This is a genomic window from Undibacterium sp. Ji42W, assembly GCF_049340405.1.
In the GTDB taxonomy this organism is placed as follows: domain Bacteria; phylum Pseudomonadota; class Gammaproteobacteria; order Burkholderiales; family Burkholderiaceae_D; genus Undibacterium.
Genome location: NZ_JBMPOV010000003.1, coordinates 546,695 through 562,155, shown reverse-complemented (window position 1 = coordinate 562,155; position 15,461 = coordinate 546,695). Strand labels below are relative to the sequence as shown.

Sequence of the window (15,461 nt, the reverse complement as noted above, 5' to 3'; positions counted from 1 at the left end):
ACGAAGGATACCTTTGCATCATGCGCATCTGCGCGAGGGGTACGCGTTCTGACTCAGCCTATACGCATTTTTCCGGGATGGGGTATGCCCAGTTCCCTGAGTTTTTCTTCATGGATGCGGAAAGGGCAACTACCGAGCCACATGTCTTCTTCTGGGCGAGGGAATTTGCTGGCCACGAAATCAACAAAGCGCCTGACCTTGGCCGACAACTGGCGGCGGCTGGGATAGACCATGGAAATCGACACCGCACCAAAGCAGTGTTCAGGAAACAGCCTGACCAGTCTGCCCTGCGCCAGGTCATCATCAATCTGGAAAGACGTGCGCAGGACCAGGCCCATGCCCGCCAGGGCGCAGGCGCGCAGCACGTCGGCATTGTTGCTGATGAGTTTGCTCTGGATGGGGATGCTGCGGTAAGAGTCGCGGCCTATGCGTTTGTCAAAGGCCATCCAGTTATCGCGCAAAAAGTCGTAATTGAAGTTGAGGCAGCGGTGGCCAGAGATATCTTCTGGCGTGGCGGGCGTGCCATGTTCCTTCAGGTAGCTGGGCGAGGCACACAGCAGTACTTCAGAGGTGGCCAGCTTGCGCGAGATCATGCTGCCGTCTATCTTTTGCAGGTCCAGGTAAAAGCCGACATCAATGCCCTCTTCGACCAGGTCAACCTGGTGGTCAGTGATTTTGATGTCAAGCATGACGTCGGGATAATCCCTGGCAAATTCGGGCAATAGCTGCGCCAGTTGCGCTTTGCCGAAATGCGGTACAGAATAGATACGCAAGGTGCCGCTAGGTTTTTTGGCCGCATACGAGGCGATGGCATCGGCGTCGTCAATATCGCTCAGGATGGCACGCACCCTGTCCAGATACACCAGACCCGTCTCTGTCAGCGACAATTTACGGGTGGAGCGGTTCAACAATCGCGTGCCCAGATGACTCTCCAGATCCGCGATATAGCGGGTGACAACGGCGTTAGACATGTCCAGCGCCGTGGCAGCCCTGGCAAAATTGCCCAGTTCCACGACCTTGGCAAAAATTCGCATTGATTGCAATCTGTCCATTTTCAAGCCCCTTATTGTTCCTGATTCAGCAATAGTATATTCCCATTTTCATACTTTATTGTTGAATCCGAAAAGCCTACACTTCTTTCCATCGGTGCAGTGCAACATAAATCAAGCTCTACACCGCGCCACTGGCGACGATTTGTTTCAGTTGTTATCGGAAGTGAAATTTCACTTCTCATGACAATTGAGCAAGATCACCGAGGTGGCTATCTCTTAAACTTACTTATTGATAGGAACGATCATGAATGCGACACAACTCTTTTTGGCAACTAGCCTGACATTTTTGACAGCTACAGCCGCTTTTGCTGCAGATACTGATACTACAGCCCCAAAAACCCGCGCCCAGGTTTTGGCAGAATTGCAAGAATCCCGCGCCAACGGCGAAGAAATCGGCATGGAAGGCTACTCCTGGTACCCGGCCCAAAAAGCTGCCCTGGTCAAAGCCAATGCAGAAACACGTCTGGCAACAGAAAAAGCCAATAGCGATAAAGTAGCGACATCCAAAACACAAAAATCGACACAGAATTAATCGTGCCTGAATTGTGTTGATGTGGCTGGGCAGGCAGAAATGCTACATGCTCACTCAGCAAGCGGTGCGTTGTAACGCACCCTACTGTAAAAAAATGATGAAACCCGGTGATCGATGATCCGCCGGGTTTTGTTTTTTTGGGACGTTGATCTTAAGCGGGAAGACCTTTCAACACAGAAAAAGGAAAGACTGCTTGCAAGCAGTCTTCGTTACGCTGGCGTGCGGCGTGCCGCACGAGCACCCAACTGCACCACAGAGGGGGCGCAGAGTTTCACAGAAAAAATCTGAGCGTGTCCACACTTGCAGACAGCAATTCTGACCGGTAGTCCTAAGACCGTCATGCCAGACTTGATCTGGCAACCAGTGTCTTTGTGCCCCATGCGTTTGTCTGCCCGAAACAGGAAAAATGCAACTCCAAGCAAGGAGCAAAACACGCTGACCGTGCACGACCAAAACCGCTGGATGCTGGATCGAGTGCAGCATGACGGGTTGGGCGGCATCGCTTTAAAGCGGGCATTTTTTGAATAGTCACTGCATGTAAGGCGTATCCTCACAATTTGCCACACCCACGTCATGCCAATGCTATATTTTGCCATCAATAGACATGCAGAAACCAGGCTCCACAAATATGCAGATCAATACGTCCACCACGCCCGCCAGTCATCAATCTAATCAACCTGACAAACCAAACGAAGACCTGGCCTGCCACTTCACACATGATGACGGCACCCTTGATGTGCTGATGTTTGACGGCGCCAGCTCAGTATCAGACCGGCATTATCTTGATACCGAGCTAGGTGACCCAGCCTGGTTTGTGCAGCAATTTGCGCTGGCGCTGCAACAAACCGCCACCCCGGCACAAACCCAGGCAGACTGCATTGTGCTGGCATTGCAAACCTTGTGCACACGACACAGCAGCCTGCTACAAGCCGCTGCCATGCCCGCCTACGCCTGGCCGATTGCTGCCCTGAGCTGGCTGCGCGTGCAGGCGAATGGCGAAGAGTGCAACCTGTATGCGCTGGGAGATTGCAAGAGTTTTTTACTGGATGCGCAGGGCAAGGTAAGCGACCTTGATCTGTATGACAATCCGCAGGAAGGCATACTCAAGACGGCGGTAGAAGAATTAAAACAGCAAGGTCTCGATGAACAGGCACGCTGGGCCAGGCTCTTGCCCATGTTGCGCGAGCGCCGCGTAGCACAGAACAACAGCCCGCAGCCATCCATACTCTGTCTGCATCCACAAGGCCGCTTTGCGGCGCGTGAATCCAGGTTCAGTCTGGCGGCCACTGAGCGCCTGTTCCTGATGACAGATGGTTTTTACCGGCTGGTCGATAGTTACCTGCTTTACGACGACCAAAGCCTGATGCAGGCCTGCGCGACCCGTGGGCTGGAGGTGATGATGCAGGAATTGCGCACGCATGAAGCGGGCAAAGCGGGCAAGGCAGGTGCCACGACGGTGAAGAAGGCTGATGATGCCACGGTAACCATGTTGAGCCCGGGTGGGTGAAGACGCAGCTACGAGCAAACATCGCCGTGAAGTAGGGTGCGCCGTGCACACCGTCTGGCGTGATCAAACCGGTGCGTGCAGCGCACCTTACGCAAACATGAACAATGACAAGTAACAAACTGCGCATCGCCGCCTTCCAGCGCGTCCCTGTGTTTGATGACATACAAAAAACACTGGAGCAATTGCACACTGACCTGTGCTGGTGCCAGGAACAAGGCGTTGAGCTTGCCCTCTTCCCGGAATGCTATCTGCTGGGTTATTCGTCTGATGCGCAGACGATTTCACGGCGAGCCCTGACTATAGACAGCCCGGTTTTCAAGCAAGCACTACAGCAATTATCCACCTTCAACACCGACCTCATCCTGGGATTTTTTGAGCAGCGAATGGCAGGCATCTACAATTCTGCCGCCGTGTTAAGGCAAGGCCAGCTCATGGGTGTATATGCAAAGCAGTACCCCAATGAGCGCGGTGTATTGGCTGGTTCTGCCTCGCCGGTATTTGAAAAATCTGGATACACTTACGGCATCAATATCTGCAATGATGCCAATTACCCGGCTTGCGCGGCAGACCTTGGCCAGCAGGGTGCGCGCTTGCTATGCTACCCACTGAACAATATGCTGGCACCCGCCACCGCAGAAAAGTGGCGCAGCAAGAGCCTGGATAACCTGCGTCAGCGCGCCATGGAAACCGGCTGCTGGGTAGTGTCCGCGGATGTGGTTGGCACACTCACAAGCAGCCACGAGCACAAGATCAGCCATGGTTGCACCTGCGCAGTCGCACCGGATGGCAATGTCCTCACCCGCGTGGATGAAGGCTGCCAAGGGGCTGTCGTCTTTGATATAGGATAAGCCCCATCCTTGACAAGAATTGCTGCTACTGCACAGAGTTGCCGTTTAAAAATATTTCACATCACTGCAACACCCCTTGCCACATTCATCAGTTAAACTCACAAAACGCCTTTTCACCAGGCGCGCATACTGGTCTTCTCGTTGCGTATAGCCCCAGAACATCATCAAACCTATAGAATTTGCCTGCCAAAAACGGGTAAGATAATGGAGTCAGCATGAAATTCTCAGCCAAGATCGTCCTGTGTTCAGCCATCCCTGCTGTCTTGTTTGCCGTCGGTCTGGCGACCTCCATCACCTCGCTGATGGCGACCCGCAGCCAGTTTGACAACTATATTTCAACTGAGCAGGCGCTGGAACGCAGTATTTCTGAGATGTATGCCCAGGGTTTGCAGATGGGGCAGGCCTTGAGGAATGTGGTGCTTGACCCATCGAACAAAAAAGGCGTGGAGAACTTCCAGGCTGCACAAACTGCCTACGAAAAAGCCTTTGAAGAGGCCAAGAAAATATCGGCCAGCAATAACACCACGCAGAGCCTGGCCGAGTTGCCCAAGCTGCGCGTAGCCCATGCCCAGGCGCAGGAAAAAATCGTCGCTATCCTCAAGGACAAGGGCGATGCCACCCCAGTCTTGAATGCGGAAGAAACCCCGGCCTGGCGCAACCTGCGCTCAGAATTACTAAAGCAACGTGATGAAGCAGGCAAGCGATCGGCGCAGGAACATGCGAATGTCAACAGCAAGGTCAGCTTCACCGTCACGCTGTCGCTGATACTCGCAGTGCTGGCCAGCCTGGTGGCAGTGTTCCTGACTTTTTATTGCCAAAAAACCTTGCACAAAGAACTTGGTGGCGATCCGTCGCAAGCCAGGAATGCGCTATCGAATATCGCCAGGGGCAACCTCGCGCAAAACATAGACAATAATGCTGGTGACGACAGCCTCATGGGCGTGTTGCAAGAGATGCAGACATCGCTTGAATCATTAGTCAATGGCGTGCGTGGTTCGGCCAGCGGCATTGCCCAGGCCACCAATGAAATAGCCTCTGGCAGCATGGACCTGAGTAACCGCACCGAGAGCCAGGCCAGCTCACTCGAAGAAACCTCAGCGGCGATGGATGAGTTGAATTCCACCGTCAATCACAATGCCGACAGCGCCAAAATGGCCAACCAGCTCGCCGCACAGGCGTCACAAGTGGCCAGCCGTGGTGGCGAAGTCGTTGAGCAGGTCGTAGGCACCATGCGCGGCATTAATGAATCATCGAAAAAAATCCAGGACATCATCGGCGTGATCGATGGCATCGCCTTCCAGACCAATATCCTGGCACTGAATGCGGCAGTAGAAGCCGCCCGTGCCGGTGAGCAGGGCCGTGGCTTTGCCGTTGTCGCCAGCGAAGTACGCTCACTGGCAGGCCGCAGTGCCGACGCGGCCAAAGAGATCAAGGCCCTGATCGGCACCAGCGTAGAAGCCGTCGGCAAAGGCACGCAACAAGTCGATCTGGCAGGCAGCACCATGGCAGAAGTGGTCAGTTCCATCCGCAAGGTCAGCGAAATCGTCGCCCAGATCAGCGCCTCCAGTGCAGAACAATCGACAGGCGTAGGCCAGGTCGGCCAGGCTGTCACCCTGATGGACCAGACCACCCAGCAAAACGCCGCCCTGGTAGAACAAATGGCCGCCGCCGCAGCCAGCCTTAATGATCAGTCAGGTGAGTTGATGAATGCGGTGTCGGTGTTCAGGACCAGGCAGAGTGGTGGGGCTGTGCGGGCGGGGTGAGTGGCTTTGCAGGAGCAATCAACCTAGTCACACCAATGCATTAAATCACCAGCACGGCAAGCATGACCGGCAGGCACAAGAAACACCCCAGCATGATCCCCGCCCATGCCCGCGGGCTGTCCACCGCAGCTTGCCTGCGCAGCAGGATAAGGCGGGTAATGGCACCGGCAACCAAGGCCATGCACACCAAAGCAAGGCTACACAAAAGTATGGCAACCCCGAATGACGATGCATTATTGTCCGGATTACTCATCTCCCTGAACGCGAAGGTGGTGAATGCGATAATCGGTAAGCCAGGAACAAGACCTGCAATAACCAGTGCACGGCGGCCAGGCATGAATGCCATGATGCAAAAGGGCAAAGCGTATAAAGGTAAGAATACAGAAAATAAAAAGCTCATGAAAAATGTCATGCGTGAACAAAAAAAATAATAGCGATCCAGCAGATCAAGCACGATGCTGACCTACGCCGCCATTGAGTTCACAGCATGTCATGCGCAAGTGAAGAGAGTATGTGGTGCGTATGAGGTGTAGAAATAACTGTCATTGATATTCGTCTAAAGAATACCTGCGCGAATTGCAAGCTACAAAGGCTGGGCATGTGCGATGGGGGCAGAACAAACTTTGTTTATGACGCAGCAAACCATGCGTGCGTTAATACAGATTGCGCTACCCTAATCACGCCCAAGGACTACTCGCCACCTCAAGCATGGCCGCAATGTAGGGCGCATTGCAATGCGCCGCCTGGGTAGCGCGCAAACGGCACAGGTATTTTCCTCCAGTAAGGTATACCGTGCGCACCCTACAAATCCTGCTGCCAACTTTACACTACCCCATGGATGTACCGCATAGCCGGACTGGCTTATTGTCCTTTTTTGTTGCAAGCCTGCAATTCCACTGTATCCGTGCGCAGCTCATGAGGCACTGTAACGTTTGATTACACAGTTAGTCCGCTTGGTAGAATCATGTTCTTGCCCTTACACTTATAATAGTTTATCAATCCACCATCATTTCTTTAGCGCACGCGGGGTTATTCAAGATGCTTTCTTTTTTAAAGCTCAGTTTTGTCAGGAACGTGTTGATCGCCTGGTTTTTGCTTTATCTGATCAACGTGAACTTTAGCGCCCAGTATATGAGAAACATATTGGGCCTGCCGGTGCTGTTGTGGATGGCTTACAATGTCATCGTTGGCCTGGGACACAACAGGCGTGAGCGCAAGAAGTTTGAGAAAAGAGCCTATGCCTTTTGCAAATACACGGATGATAAATGCATCGATATAGGCGATCAAAGCGCCATTTCCCTGGACTATGACAGCAAAACCATCTATCTGATGAACGCGCAACATCAGATTGCACTCAAGCCGGAGCAGATCATGCGCTGGGAAACCGGCAAGGCTGGCGACCTGATAATGGGTACTGTGGCAAATTACCCAGGCAGCAATGTTGCTCTCTCAGTCAAAGAGGGCCGCGTTTCGCATGTCACGTTCTGGATACGTGATGGTGCTCTTAATGTGTTTACTGTGCTTGTTTCTTCCGAGGCTTTTGTCAACAGACTCAAGCATTTTTCGCTGCTCAATAATATTCCCGTTGCCTGACGCATGCGTTTTGCTGACCCACGCCATTCCTAAGGCGCAGTGACTGCGACATCTGCTACGTCTGCCACGTCCGCCAGCGGAAAGCGCAATGACGAACGCAGTAGCGGGCTCATCGGCAGTTGCAATTTGATGTTGTGCGGCGGTATGGCTTGCTGGAACCATTTGTCGTACATGCGGTAAATGTCGCCGTCGAGCATGATGCGGCTGAGTTCCTGGTTGAGCAGGTGTTTGAAGGCAGGGTCGTTTTTACGGAAGATGATGGCATAGGGTTCGGTCGAGAGTGAATCGCCGACCACTTGGAAATCTGCCGGACGCGCAGCGGCGGCGCGCAGGCCATAGAGCAGCACATCATCCATCGCAAAAGCGGCGGCCTTGCCCTGCGCGACCATGGCAAAACCTTCTGCATGGTCTTTACTTTCTATCAGATTCAGATTCAATGAACGCACCTGGCCACGGTCTGCCAGGGTTTGCGCATTGGTGGTGCCCTTGGTGGTGACCACGGTTTTGTCACGCAGGTCACCCCAGTTGCGGATGCCAGAATCGCTGCGCACCAGCATCTTGGCACCAGCGATAAAATAGCTGATGCTGAAATCAACCTGCTTGCGTCTTTCTGCGGTATGGGTGGTGGAGCCGCATTCAAGATCGGCGGCACCATCAGCAATGGTTTGCAGACGGTTGGCGGGGGTCACGGCGAGGTATTTGATTGGTAGCGCAGGCAGCTTGAGTTCTCGTTTAATGGCATCGACGACTTTGAGGCAGATGTCCAGCGCATAACCAACCGGGCGTTGTTGCGCATCCAGATAAGAAAATGGAATCGATGATTCGCGGTGCGCAATGATGATGGTCTTGCGCTCGCGGATATTGCTCAGGGTATCACTGGCCATGGCTGACAATGGCAACAGCAGCAGGATGACAGATTGCATTGTCATAAAAAGAAAGACGCGCTTGACCATGAGATACCTTGCCAAAATTTAATTGAATAAATGCGTGCAGGTTTAGTGGATCTGCGCAGCCTCAGCTCTTGCTACGCATGCCTGTGCCAATATGGTGGTGGGATCAAGCAAAGCCACCGTCGTGCCAGCAATGGCAAACGCTGGGTCTTGCTGCAAGACCAGTGGCAATTCGGTGCAACCGAGAATGACAACACGCGCGCCTTGCTCTACCAGATGCGCCAGCGCATCAAGCAAATCCTGCCGCGACACGCCGCCGGTATGACCTGCCTTGATGCCCAGCGGGCCGTAGATAGCGTTCATGACTTTGTCCTGCTGTGCGGGGGCGGGCACGATGAGTTCAAAGCCCTGGCCAACCGCTGCATCATGATAGACGCGGCTGGCGATGGTGCCCGAGGTCGCCAGCAGGCCGACCTTGGCAGGCAAAGGAAAATGCTCACGGATGTAGCTGACCGTTTCTTCCAACATGTTGACGATGGGGATAGTCAGGTGCGCCTGTATGCGCTTGACATAGGCATGCGCGGTGTTGCAGGGGATGGCGATCAGCGCGGCTTCGTTTTCTTCAAGACGTTTGCAGGCAGAGTACAGTGCAATGGTGGGGTCTTCGCCATCGGCGATGAGATTGGCGGTACGGTCAGGGATTTTGGGGTTGTGTTCGACCATGATCTTGATATGATCCTGATCGCGCGCGGCATGGGTGTTCTGGATGATCTTGTCCATAAAGTCCACCGTGGCCGCTGGCCCCACCCCACCCACCACGCCTATCTTGAAAGTACGCGGCTGTGGCGCCTGTTCATTGCGCAGCGCATATTCAACATACACCTGGTTGGTATCGACGATGGGTATGCCACGGCTACGCAGCAAGTCGGCCACGATGGCGACATCAGTGGCACCAGAAACAATCACATCTGCCCCGCGTGCCAGCAGGTGCACGCAGGCCTGGTGCAAGAGATTGACAGCATCGCCCTGCAAATTGCCCGCCTTGATGCCCTGCTCGCCATAGATGGCTCGCATGACGCAGTCGTCCTGCACGGCATCATCAGGATAAACGACTGTAATACCTGAGCCAGCAAGGTATTGATCAAACAGCTTCTTGTTCTTGACATAGGTCGATGCCAGCACGCCGACCTTGCAACCAGTGGGAAATTCTTGCTGCAAATGGGCCAGCAAGGCATCCATGATATTGACGATGGGGGTGGCCAGCTCGCTTTGCAATTCCTTGATGAAGGTGTGGCTGATAAAGCAGGGCACCAGCACGCGCTCTACCTGGCTTCTTTCAAACTTCTTGATCATGTCGAAAATGTATAGTTTGCGCGCATTCAGGTTGGGGGTTTCACCGCCAGAGTTTTCATTGCCTTCAAACGGGTGTTGTTCAAAGAACAGCTCATAGCGCTCTGAAATGCTGTCCCTGGCAAGAGCGCGGGCGACTTTGAAATAGACATCTACACCTGCCAGCGTGCCCAGGCCACCGATGATGCCCAGCCGTGTTTGATGTGTTTCTGGTTTGATTGTCATGTTCATTGCAGGTTGATGATCTTTTTTGCGTGTACAGATAAAGATACCGGATAGTCAGAAAATGTTTATGCAAAATCGGTCTAGTTCTATGCCGATACTACATAGATGGTTTTTTGCGCCGCGCACGGGGATACAATGTCTGTCATCAAAGTGCGGGGGACGCATTGGGGACGATATGGACATCAAATGGCTGGAAGATTTTTTGAGCCTGGCGCAGACACGCAATTTCTCTCGTGCGGCAGATGACAGACATGTCACCCAGTCTGCTCTCAGCCGACGTATCCGCAGCCTGGAAGCCTGGGTCGGTGCCGACCTGGTTGACCGCAGCACCTACCCCCTGGTGCTGACACCTGCCGGCAAAATCTTTAGCGCCTCGGCAGAAGAAGCCATGCGCCTGCTAAATGACACGCGAGCACAGCTGCGTGTGCGCGGCCCGGATGAAAACCTGCTGCGCATCTCTGCCGGGCACACCCTGTCGCTGAACTTTTTTCCCACATGGTTAAAGAGCGTGCGCTCGCAAGTCGGTGAAATCCATGCCAGCATCCTGCCAGCCAATGTGCATGATTCAGTACTCTCCCTCGTCGAAGGTAATTGTGATTTGCTATTGTCCTACTACCATGCCGACCTGCCGGTAGAGCTCGATGCCCTGCGTTATGAATATGTGAGTCTGGGTACCGAGGTCGTCTTGCCGGTATCCGTACCCAGCCGCAAGGGCACGGCCCTGTACAGCCTGCCCGGCAGCAAGGCCAAACCCATCCCCCGCCTCAACAACATCAAGGCATCCTTCTTTGGCCGCGTGGTAGAGCGCGTACTGGCCAGCTCAGACCAGCCCTGCTATTTTGTGAATGCCTACGAGAGCGACATGGCCGAACTGCTAAAGCGCATGGCCCTCGAAGGCCACGGCCTGGCCTGGCTACCTCAGAGCAGCATCGCCAATGAGCTGGCAGAAGGCAAACTCGTACGCGCTGGCGGTGAGCAGTGGTCTATGGAGATGGATATACGGTTGTACCGGACGGTGGATAACAAGAATCCGGTGTTGTTGAAGTTGTGGGGGGCGTTGGGTGGGCAACTGGGGGAGTGACATTGCTGTTGATGCTCAATGTCCCCTAAGCTGTTTTTTCTTGCCGCAGGAGTGGCTCTAGCCGCGAACAGGCCTGCTCAGGTGTGATTAACAATCGAGTAACCGCGCATATCATCGGCCACACTTTGCCGTCACGGAATTTGCGCAGATGGATCCCAGCCTGCGCTGGGATGACTGACTATGTATCCCTGGACTTGAGAGACTTTGCTTAGTAAGGTTCCAAGAACAAGGCTTGCACTTATCCCTCTCACTTTAGGGCGTGTTATACCCCGCCTCCCTACTCACTGCCATATTGAATGCCGGGCACAGCTTGACATGTTTTCAAGACCGCCCGCCCTTATGTAGAAACTCATCACGCGTGCGATTACGCAAGCTAAGCACATACGGGCTTGCGGCGCTACCCAACCTATTTTTTGCCCGCTGGAACTATTGCGCTTGAGTTTGTCTTGCACGTCGTTGATAGCAGGCTAGTCCTTGAACCATCGTCAAGTTTTACGAGGGCAATATATCATCCATGGGATTGCTACAGGATGAATAGTACGGCAGTCTCAAAAAATATAAAATTTACAATTATTGTTAAAATATCTTTAAATAAATTCAATACATGCTATAAATATCTGTATGACTTTCTAAGGAGGGAACACCATGTTGGAGCATGCACCTGCAGGTCTTGATGAAATTATTCATGTTTTCGGAAGTCTTGATACACCACAATTTGAGGCGCATTACATTGAAGTATTTTCGCTGCCTTACCCACTATTCTATGAGGGTAAAAAAGTCACTCGTGCCCGATGTCATCATCTCATTGTGGAAAACTTTCAACAGGCTTTTGAAGAAATCAAAGCGGCCGGATTGCAGGAGCAGGTAAAAAACTACAGTGGTATTTTTAATCCACGGCCTATCCGGGGCCAGCCACAGCATCCATCTACCCATTCCTGGGGAATTGCCATTGATCTGGAAGCGGAAAAATACCCTCTCGGCAGCAATCAGCGGTTTCCAGCCCAAGTCGTTGATATCTTTGGAAAAGCAGGTTTTTTTTATGGCGGCGATTTCATATCACGTAAGGACCCGATGCATTTTCAGTTTTGCACCAAATATTGACATAATTTTCGGCAAAGGGCACTTACAAAAAGTGTCCGCATCGAACGTAGAACGTTTTGCTTGCAATGAACTGTTCGTTTGATTATTGGTTGGTCGAGCTGGTACGCGCCCCCCTTTTTTTGCCCATAGTGCGCGCAGGTGCGATTAACTTTGCGTAATCGCACGCATGATCAACTACGCTTTGCAAACACAGAATTTCCCCAGATGGATCCAGCCTACGCTGGGACGACCTGAATATGTATCACTGGGCACGACCTGGCTGGCTTCGGCACGAATGCAAGAGCAAGCTTCCATTTGCCACTCTCACTGCAGGGTAATGAAATGGACTTGATGCGTTCCATTCAAGGGATAAACGGTGCGCACGGCGCACCCTACTCACCCGGCTTGCTACCAGCACAGATCCATCCCATGCCTGTAGGGTGCGCCGTGCGCACCGGCTGCGTATTGCCGCTACCAACATGCATCGTCGCGACGATTCATGCCTGAAAATTATTTTCTACCACCGCCATCATCCCTGCAGCAAACCCTGCCATTTTCCCACACATGCCGCCATCGCATCAAAGTATGCGTAATCAGAATAAGTAGGCCGTTTTAATTATCTACACTGCGTTGCGAAGTGTATTCATCTGCCTTTCATGGCCGGATGCGATACACGCAAACCAAACCCACCTAACTACCAGGAGTTTATTTTGTCTACGACAGCGACCAGGATAGAGCACGATTTGCTCGGCGACCGTGCCGTACCAGCGGATGCTTATTATGGCGTGCACACCTTGCGCGCAATTGAAAACTTCCCGATTACCGGCACGCCCATCTCCAGTTACCCTGAATTGATCGCGGCGCTGGCCAGTGTCAAGCAGGCAGCGGCGGTGGCTAATCATGGATTGGGTTTGATCAGTGATGAGCATAGCAAAGCCATTATCAGCGCCTGTGAACAAGTGCGCTTTGGCAAGTTCCATGCGCATTTTGTAGTCGATGTGATACAGGGCGGCGCAGGCACCTCCACCAATATGAATGCGAATGAAGTCATCACCAATATCGCGCTGGAAGAACTTGGTCATACACGCGGCAGCTACAATATCCTGCACCCGAATGAGCAAGTTAACCTGAGCCAGAGTACCAATGATGTCTATCCCACGGCATTGCGGATCGCGGCTTACCAGGGCATCTTGCGCCTCGTAAGTGCGATGGAAGTGTTGAAGATTTCTTTCCATAACAAGGCGCTGGAATTCAAGGATGTGTTGAAGATGGGCCGCACACAATTGCAGGATGCCGTACCGATGACGCTGGGACAAGAGTTCAGCACCTATGCAGTGATGCTCGACGAAGACCAGGAGCGTTTGCGCGAAGCGGCAAAGCTGATGTGTGAAGTTAATCTCGGTGCAACTGCGATAGGCACGGGCATCAATACCCACCCTGATTATGCGCGGCTGGTGTGCCAGGCTTTGAAAAACATCACCGGCATACCACTCTCCATTTCGCCCAACCTGATAGAAGCAACGCAGGATGTAGGTTCTTTTGTGCAGTTGTCGGGCGTGTTGAAACGTGTCGCCGTCAAGCTATCAAAGATGTGCAATGACTTGCGCCTTTTGTCCAGCGGCCCGCGTGCGGGTTTTGGTGAAATCAATTTGCCTGCGGTGCAAGCTGGCTCCAGCATCATGCCGGGCAAGGTCAACCCTGTGATCCCTGAAGTGGTGAACCAGATTGCCTTTGAAGTGATAGGCAATGATGTCACCATCAGCTTTGCGGCAGAGGCTGGGCAATTGCAGTTGAATGCCTTTGAACCCATCATCGCGCACAGCCTGTTCAAGAGTGTGTCGCACCTGTCCAACGGCTGCATGGTGCTGGCAGAACGCTGTGTCGATGGCATCACGGCCAACCATGAACGCCTGCGCGAGATCGTGGAAAACTCCATAGGCATCGTCACTGCCCTCAACCCCTATATCGGTTACAGCGCCGCCACCGAAGTGGCGCAACAAGCCCTGCTGAGTGGCAAGAGCGTCTACAGCCTGGTGCTGGAAAAGAAACTGCTGACTGAAGCGCAGTTGAAAGAAATCCTGCAACCGCAAAGACTGACCATGCCACGCCAGGTGACAACAGCTGAAACCCTGATTGCCAAATAAAAAAGACATCAAAGAAAATTGCACAAACAAACCTGAGGAGACACACATGAAAAAAAACAGACTGACCACATGGATCATCACCGGCATGGTGCTGGGGCTGATCACTGGCTATATCTGCCACCGCTATGCCGCAGATGCCGCACAGGCCAAGACCATCGCCGGTTACTTCAGCATCGTCACTGACATCTTTTTACGCCTGATCAAGATGATCATTGCGCCACTGGTGTTTACCACCCTGGTGGCGGGCATGGCGCATAGTGATTCTGGTTCGATAGGCCGGGTAGGTTTGAAAGCCATGACCCGGTTCATCAGTGCATCGCTAATGTCGCTGGCGATAGGCTTGCTGTTCTCTAACCTGTTTGAACCTGGCCGCTCGTTGGCATTGACTTTACCTGACGTGAATGCAACGACCAAGCTGGCAACGTCATCACTGAACTTCAAGGATTTTTTGACACATGTCTTCCCGCGCAGCTTCTTTGAGGCGATGGGCAATAACGAGATTTTGCAAATCCTGGTGTTCTCTATCTTCTTTGGTTTTGCCCTGTCTTCACTCAAAGGCAATGGCCCGCGTGTGCTGGTCAGCGCGATAGAAGAAACTGCGAATACCATGCTCAAGATCACTGACTATGTGATGCGCTTTGCACCCATAGGCGTGTTCGCTGCCGTGGCTGCGGCGATTACGGTGCAGGGGCTGGAAGTGCTGGTCACCTATGGCAAGTTCCTGGGTACTTTCTTTCTGGCGCTGGCGGTGCTGTGGGTGATCTTGATCGGCGTTGGCTTTTTATTTTTGGGGCGCGATGTATTCCGCCTCATAGGCCTCATCAAGGAACCAATGATCATTGCGTTTTCTACCGCCAGCAGTGAAGCATCTTATCCCAAGACCATAGAGCAGCTTGAAAAGTTCGGCGTCAACAGCAAGATCACCGGCTTTGTACTACCACTGGGCTACTCCTTCAATCTCGATGGTTCCATGGTGTATCAGGCTTTTGCCGTGCTGTTCATCGCCCAGGCCTATGGCATAGAAATGAGCCTGTCGCAGCAGATTACCATCCTGCTGGTGCTGATGGTATCGAGCAAAGGCATGGCAGGTGTCTCCCGCGCATCACTCGTGGTGGTGGCGGCAGTGCTGCCCATGTTCAACCTGCCAGAGGCTGGCCTCTTGCTGATCATGGGGGTAGATCAGTTCCTCGACATGGGGCGCACTGCCACGAATGTATTGGGCAACAGCATTGCCACCTCGGTGGTAGCGAAATGGGAAGAAGGCAAAGAGCCTGTTGCCAGTGGTGTACCGGCGAACGAGGCTTATCAGGAGCATGAGCCAGTGTTGGCGAGGGTGGCGAATAGTTAAGGTGGCGAAATATTGGTAGTACTTGCAGGGATGGCGCGCGCAAGTGTG

At 53.0% G+C, this 15,461-nt stretch carries 16 protein-coding genes; 12 read left to right on the top strand and 4 right to left on the bottom strand.

The genetic code is table 11. From position 1 onward, the window contains the following. Positions 1-53 precede the first annotated feature (53 nt). Positions 54-1,052 carry a LysR family transcriptional regulator gene (locus ACO0LG_RS08930; RefSeq protein WP_423025417.1) on the bottom strand — a complete coding sequence of 333 codons (999 nt, stop codon included), beginning with the start codon at positions 1,050-1,052 and terminating at the stop codon, positions 54-56. A 244-nt stretch (positions 1,053-1,296) separates the two neighbouring features. Here ACO0LG_RS08930 and ACO0LG_RS08925 point away from each other — a divergent pair, with 244 nt between their 5' ends. The 5 genes from ACO0LG_RS08925 (at position 1,297) to ACO0LG_RS08905 (ending at position 5,702) form a co-directional block, all read left to right on the top strand. Beyond that, on the top strand, positions 1,297-1,584 hold the full coding sequence (locus ACO0LG_RS08925; protein WP_423025415.1) for a DUF4148 domain-containing protein: 288 nt from the start codon (positions 1,297-1,299) through the stop codon (positions 1,582-1,584). Between the two features lie 300 nt (positions 1,585-1,884). Further along, positions 1,885-2,112 carry a hypothetical protein gene (locus ACO0LG_RS08920; RefSeq protein WP_423025413.1) on the top strand — a complete coding sequence of 76 codons (228 nt, stop codon included), beginning with the start codon at positions 1,885-1,887 and terminating at the stop codon, positions 2,110-2,112. 100 nt (positions 2,113-2,212) lie between these two features. Further along, entirely contained in the window at positions 2,213-3,091 is an 879-nt protein-coding gene (locus tag ACO0LG_RS08915; RefSeq protein ID WP_423025411.1) for a hypothetical protein, read from the top strand. Positions 3,092-3,195: 104 nt separating this feature from the next. Further along, entirely contained in the window at positions 3,196-3,939 is a 744-nt protein-coding gene (locus tag ACO0LG_RS08910) for a carbon-nitrogen hydrolase family protein (RefSeq protein ID WP_423025409.1), read from the top strand. Between the two features lie 215 nt (positions 3,940-4,154). Further along, the gene (locus tag ACO0LG_RS08905) at positions 4,155-5,702 is read left to right on the top strand and encodes a methyl-accepting chemotaxis protein (RefSeq protein WP_423025407.1); all 1,548 of its coding nucleotides are present in this window, start codon (positions 4,155-4,157) and stop codon (positions 5,700-5,702) included. Positions 5,703-5,742: 40 nt separating this feature from the next. Here ACO0LG_RS08905 and ACO0LG_RS08900 read toward each other — a convergent pair whose 3' ends face one another. Further along, on the bottom strand, positions 5,743-5,883 hold the full coding sequence (locus ACO0LG_RS08900; protein ID WP_423025405.1) for a hypothetical protein: 141 nt from the start codon (positions 5,881-5,883) through the stop codon (positions 5,743-5,745). Here ACO0LG_RS08900 and ACO0LG_RS08895 point away from each other — a divergent pair. Both ACO0LG_RS08895 and ACO0LG_RS08890 read left to right on the top strand, forming a co-directional pair. Continuing rightward, positions 5,882-6,133, top strand: coding sequence for a hypothetical protein (locus tag ACO0LG_RS08895; RefSeq protein WP_423025403.1), 252 nt, complete (start codon positions 5,882-5,884; stop codon positions 6,131-6,133). The genes ACO0LG_RS08900 and ACO0LG_RS08895 overlap by 2 nt on opposite strands. A gap of 700 nt (positions 6,134-6,833) precedes the next feature. Continuing rightward, complete coding sequence (locus ACO0LG_RS08890) at positions 6,834-7,295, top strand: hypothetical protein (RefSeq protein WP_423025401.1); 462 nt, start codon at positions 6,834-6,836, stop codon at positions 7,293-7,295. A gap of 29 nt (positions 7,296-7,324) precedes the next feature. Here ACO0LG_RS08890 and ACO0LG_RS08885 read toward each other — a convergent pair whose 3' ends face one another. After that, positions 7,325-8,224, bottom strand: coding sequence for an amino acid ABC transporter substrate-binding protein (locus ACO0LG_RS08885; protein ID WP_423025399.1), 900 nt, complete (start codon positions 8,222-8,224; stop codon positions 7,325-7,327). Between the two features lie 66 nt (positions 8,225-8,290). Then, the gene (locus ACO0LG_RS08880; RefSeq protein WP_423025397.1) at positions 8,291-9,760 is read right to left on the bottom strand and encodes an aspartate/glutamate racemase family protein; all 1,470 of its coding nucleotides are present in this window, start codon (positions 9,758-9,760) and stop codon (positions 8,291-8,293) included. Positions 9,761-9,935: 175 nt separating this feature from the next. Between ACO0LG_RS08880 and ACO0LG_RS08875 the strand changes: the two genes are divergently transcribed. From ACO0LG_RS08875 to ACO0LG_RS08855, 5 genes are all read left to right on the top strand, one after another. Continuing rightward, positions 9,936-10,841 carry a LysR family transcriptional regulator gene (locus ACO0LG_RS08875; protein WP_423025395.1) on the top strand — a complete coding sequence of 302 codons (906 nt, stop codon included), beginning with the start codon at positions 9,936-9,938 and terminating at the stop codon, positions 10,839-10,841. Positions 10,842-11,486: 645 nt separating this feature from the next. Continuing rightward, positions 11,487-11,942, top strand: coding sequence for a M15 family metallopeptidase (locus tag ACO0LG_RS08870; RefSeq protein WP_423025393.1), 456 nt, complete (start codon positions 11,487-11,489; stop codon positions 11,940-11,942). Positions 11,943-12,269: 327 nt separating this feature from the next. Then, positions 12,270-12,428, top strand: a complete 159-nt coding sequence (locus tag ACO0LG_RS08865) for a hypothetical protein (protein WP_423025391.1) — start codon at positions 12,270-12,272, stop codon at positions 12,426-12,428. A gap of 203 nt (positions 12,429-12,631) precedes the next feature. Further along, positions 12,632-14,065, top strand: coding sequence for an aspartate ammonia-lyase (gene aspA, locus ACO0LG_RS08860; protein WP_423025389.1), 1,434 nt, complete (start codon positions 12,632-12,634; stop codon positions 14,063-14,065). Between the two features lie 46 nt (positions 14,066-14,111). Then, positions 14,112-15,413, top strand: a complete 1,302-nt coding sequence (locus ACO0LG_RS08855; RefSeq protein ID WP_423025387.1) for a dicarboxylate/amino acid:cation symporter — start codon at positions 14,112-14,114, stop codon at positions 15,411-15,413. Positions 15,414-15,461: the final 48 nt, after the last annotated feature.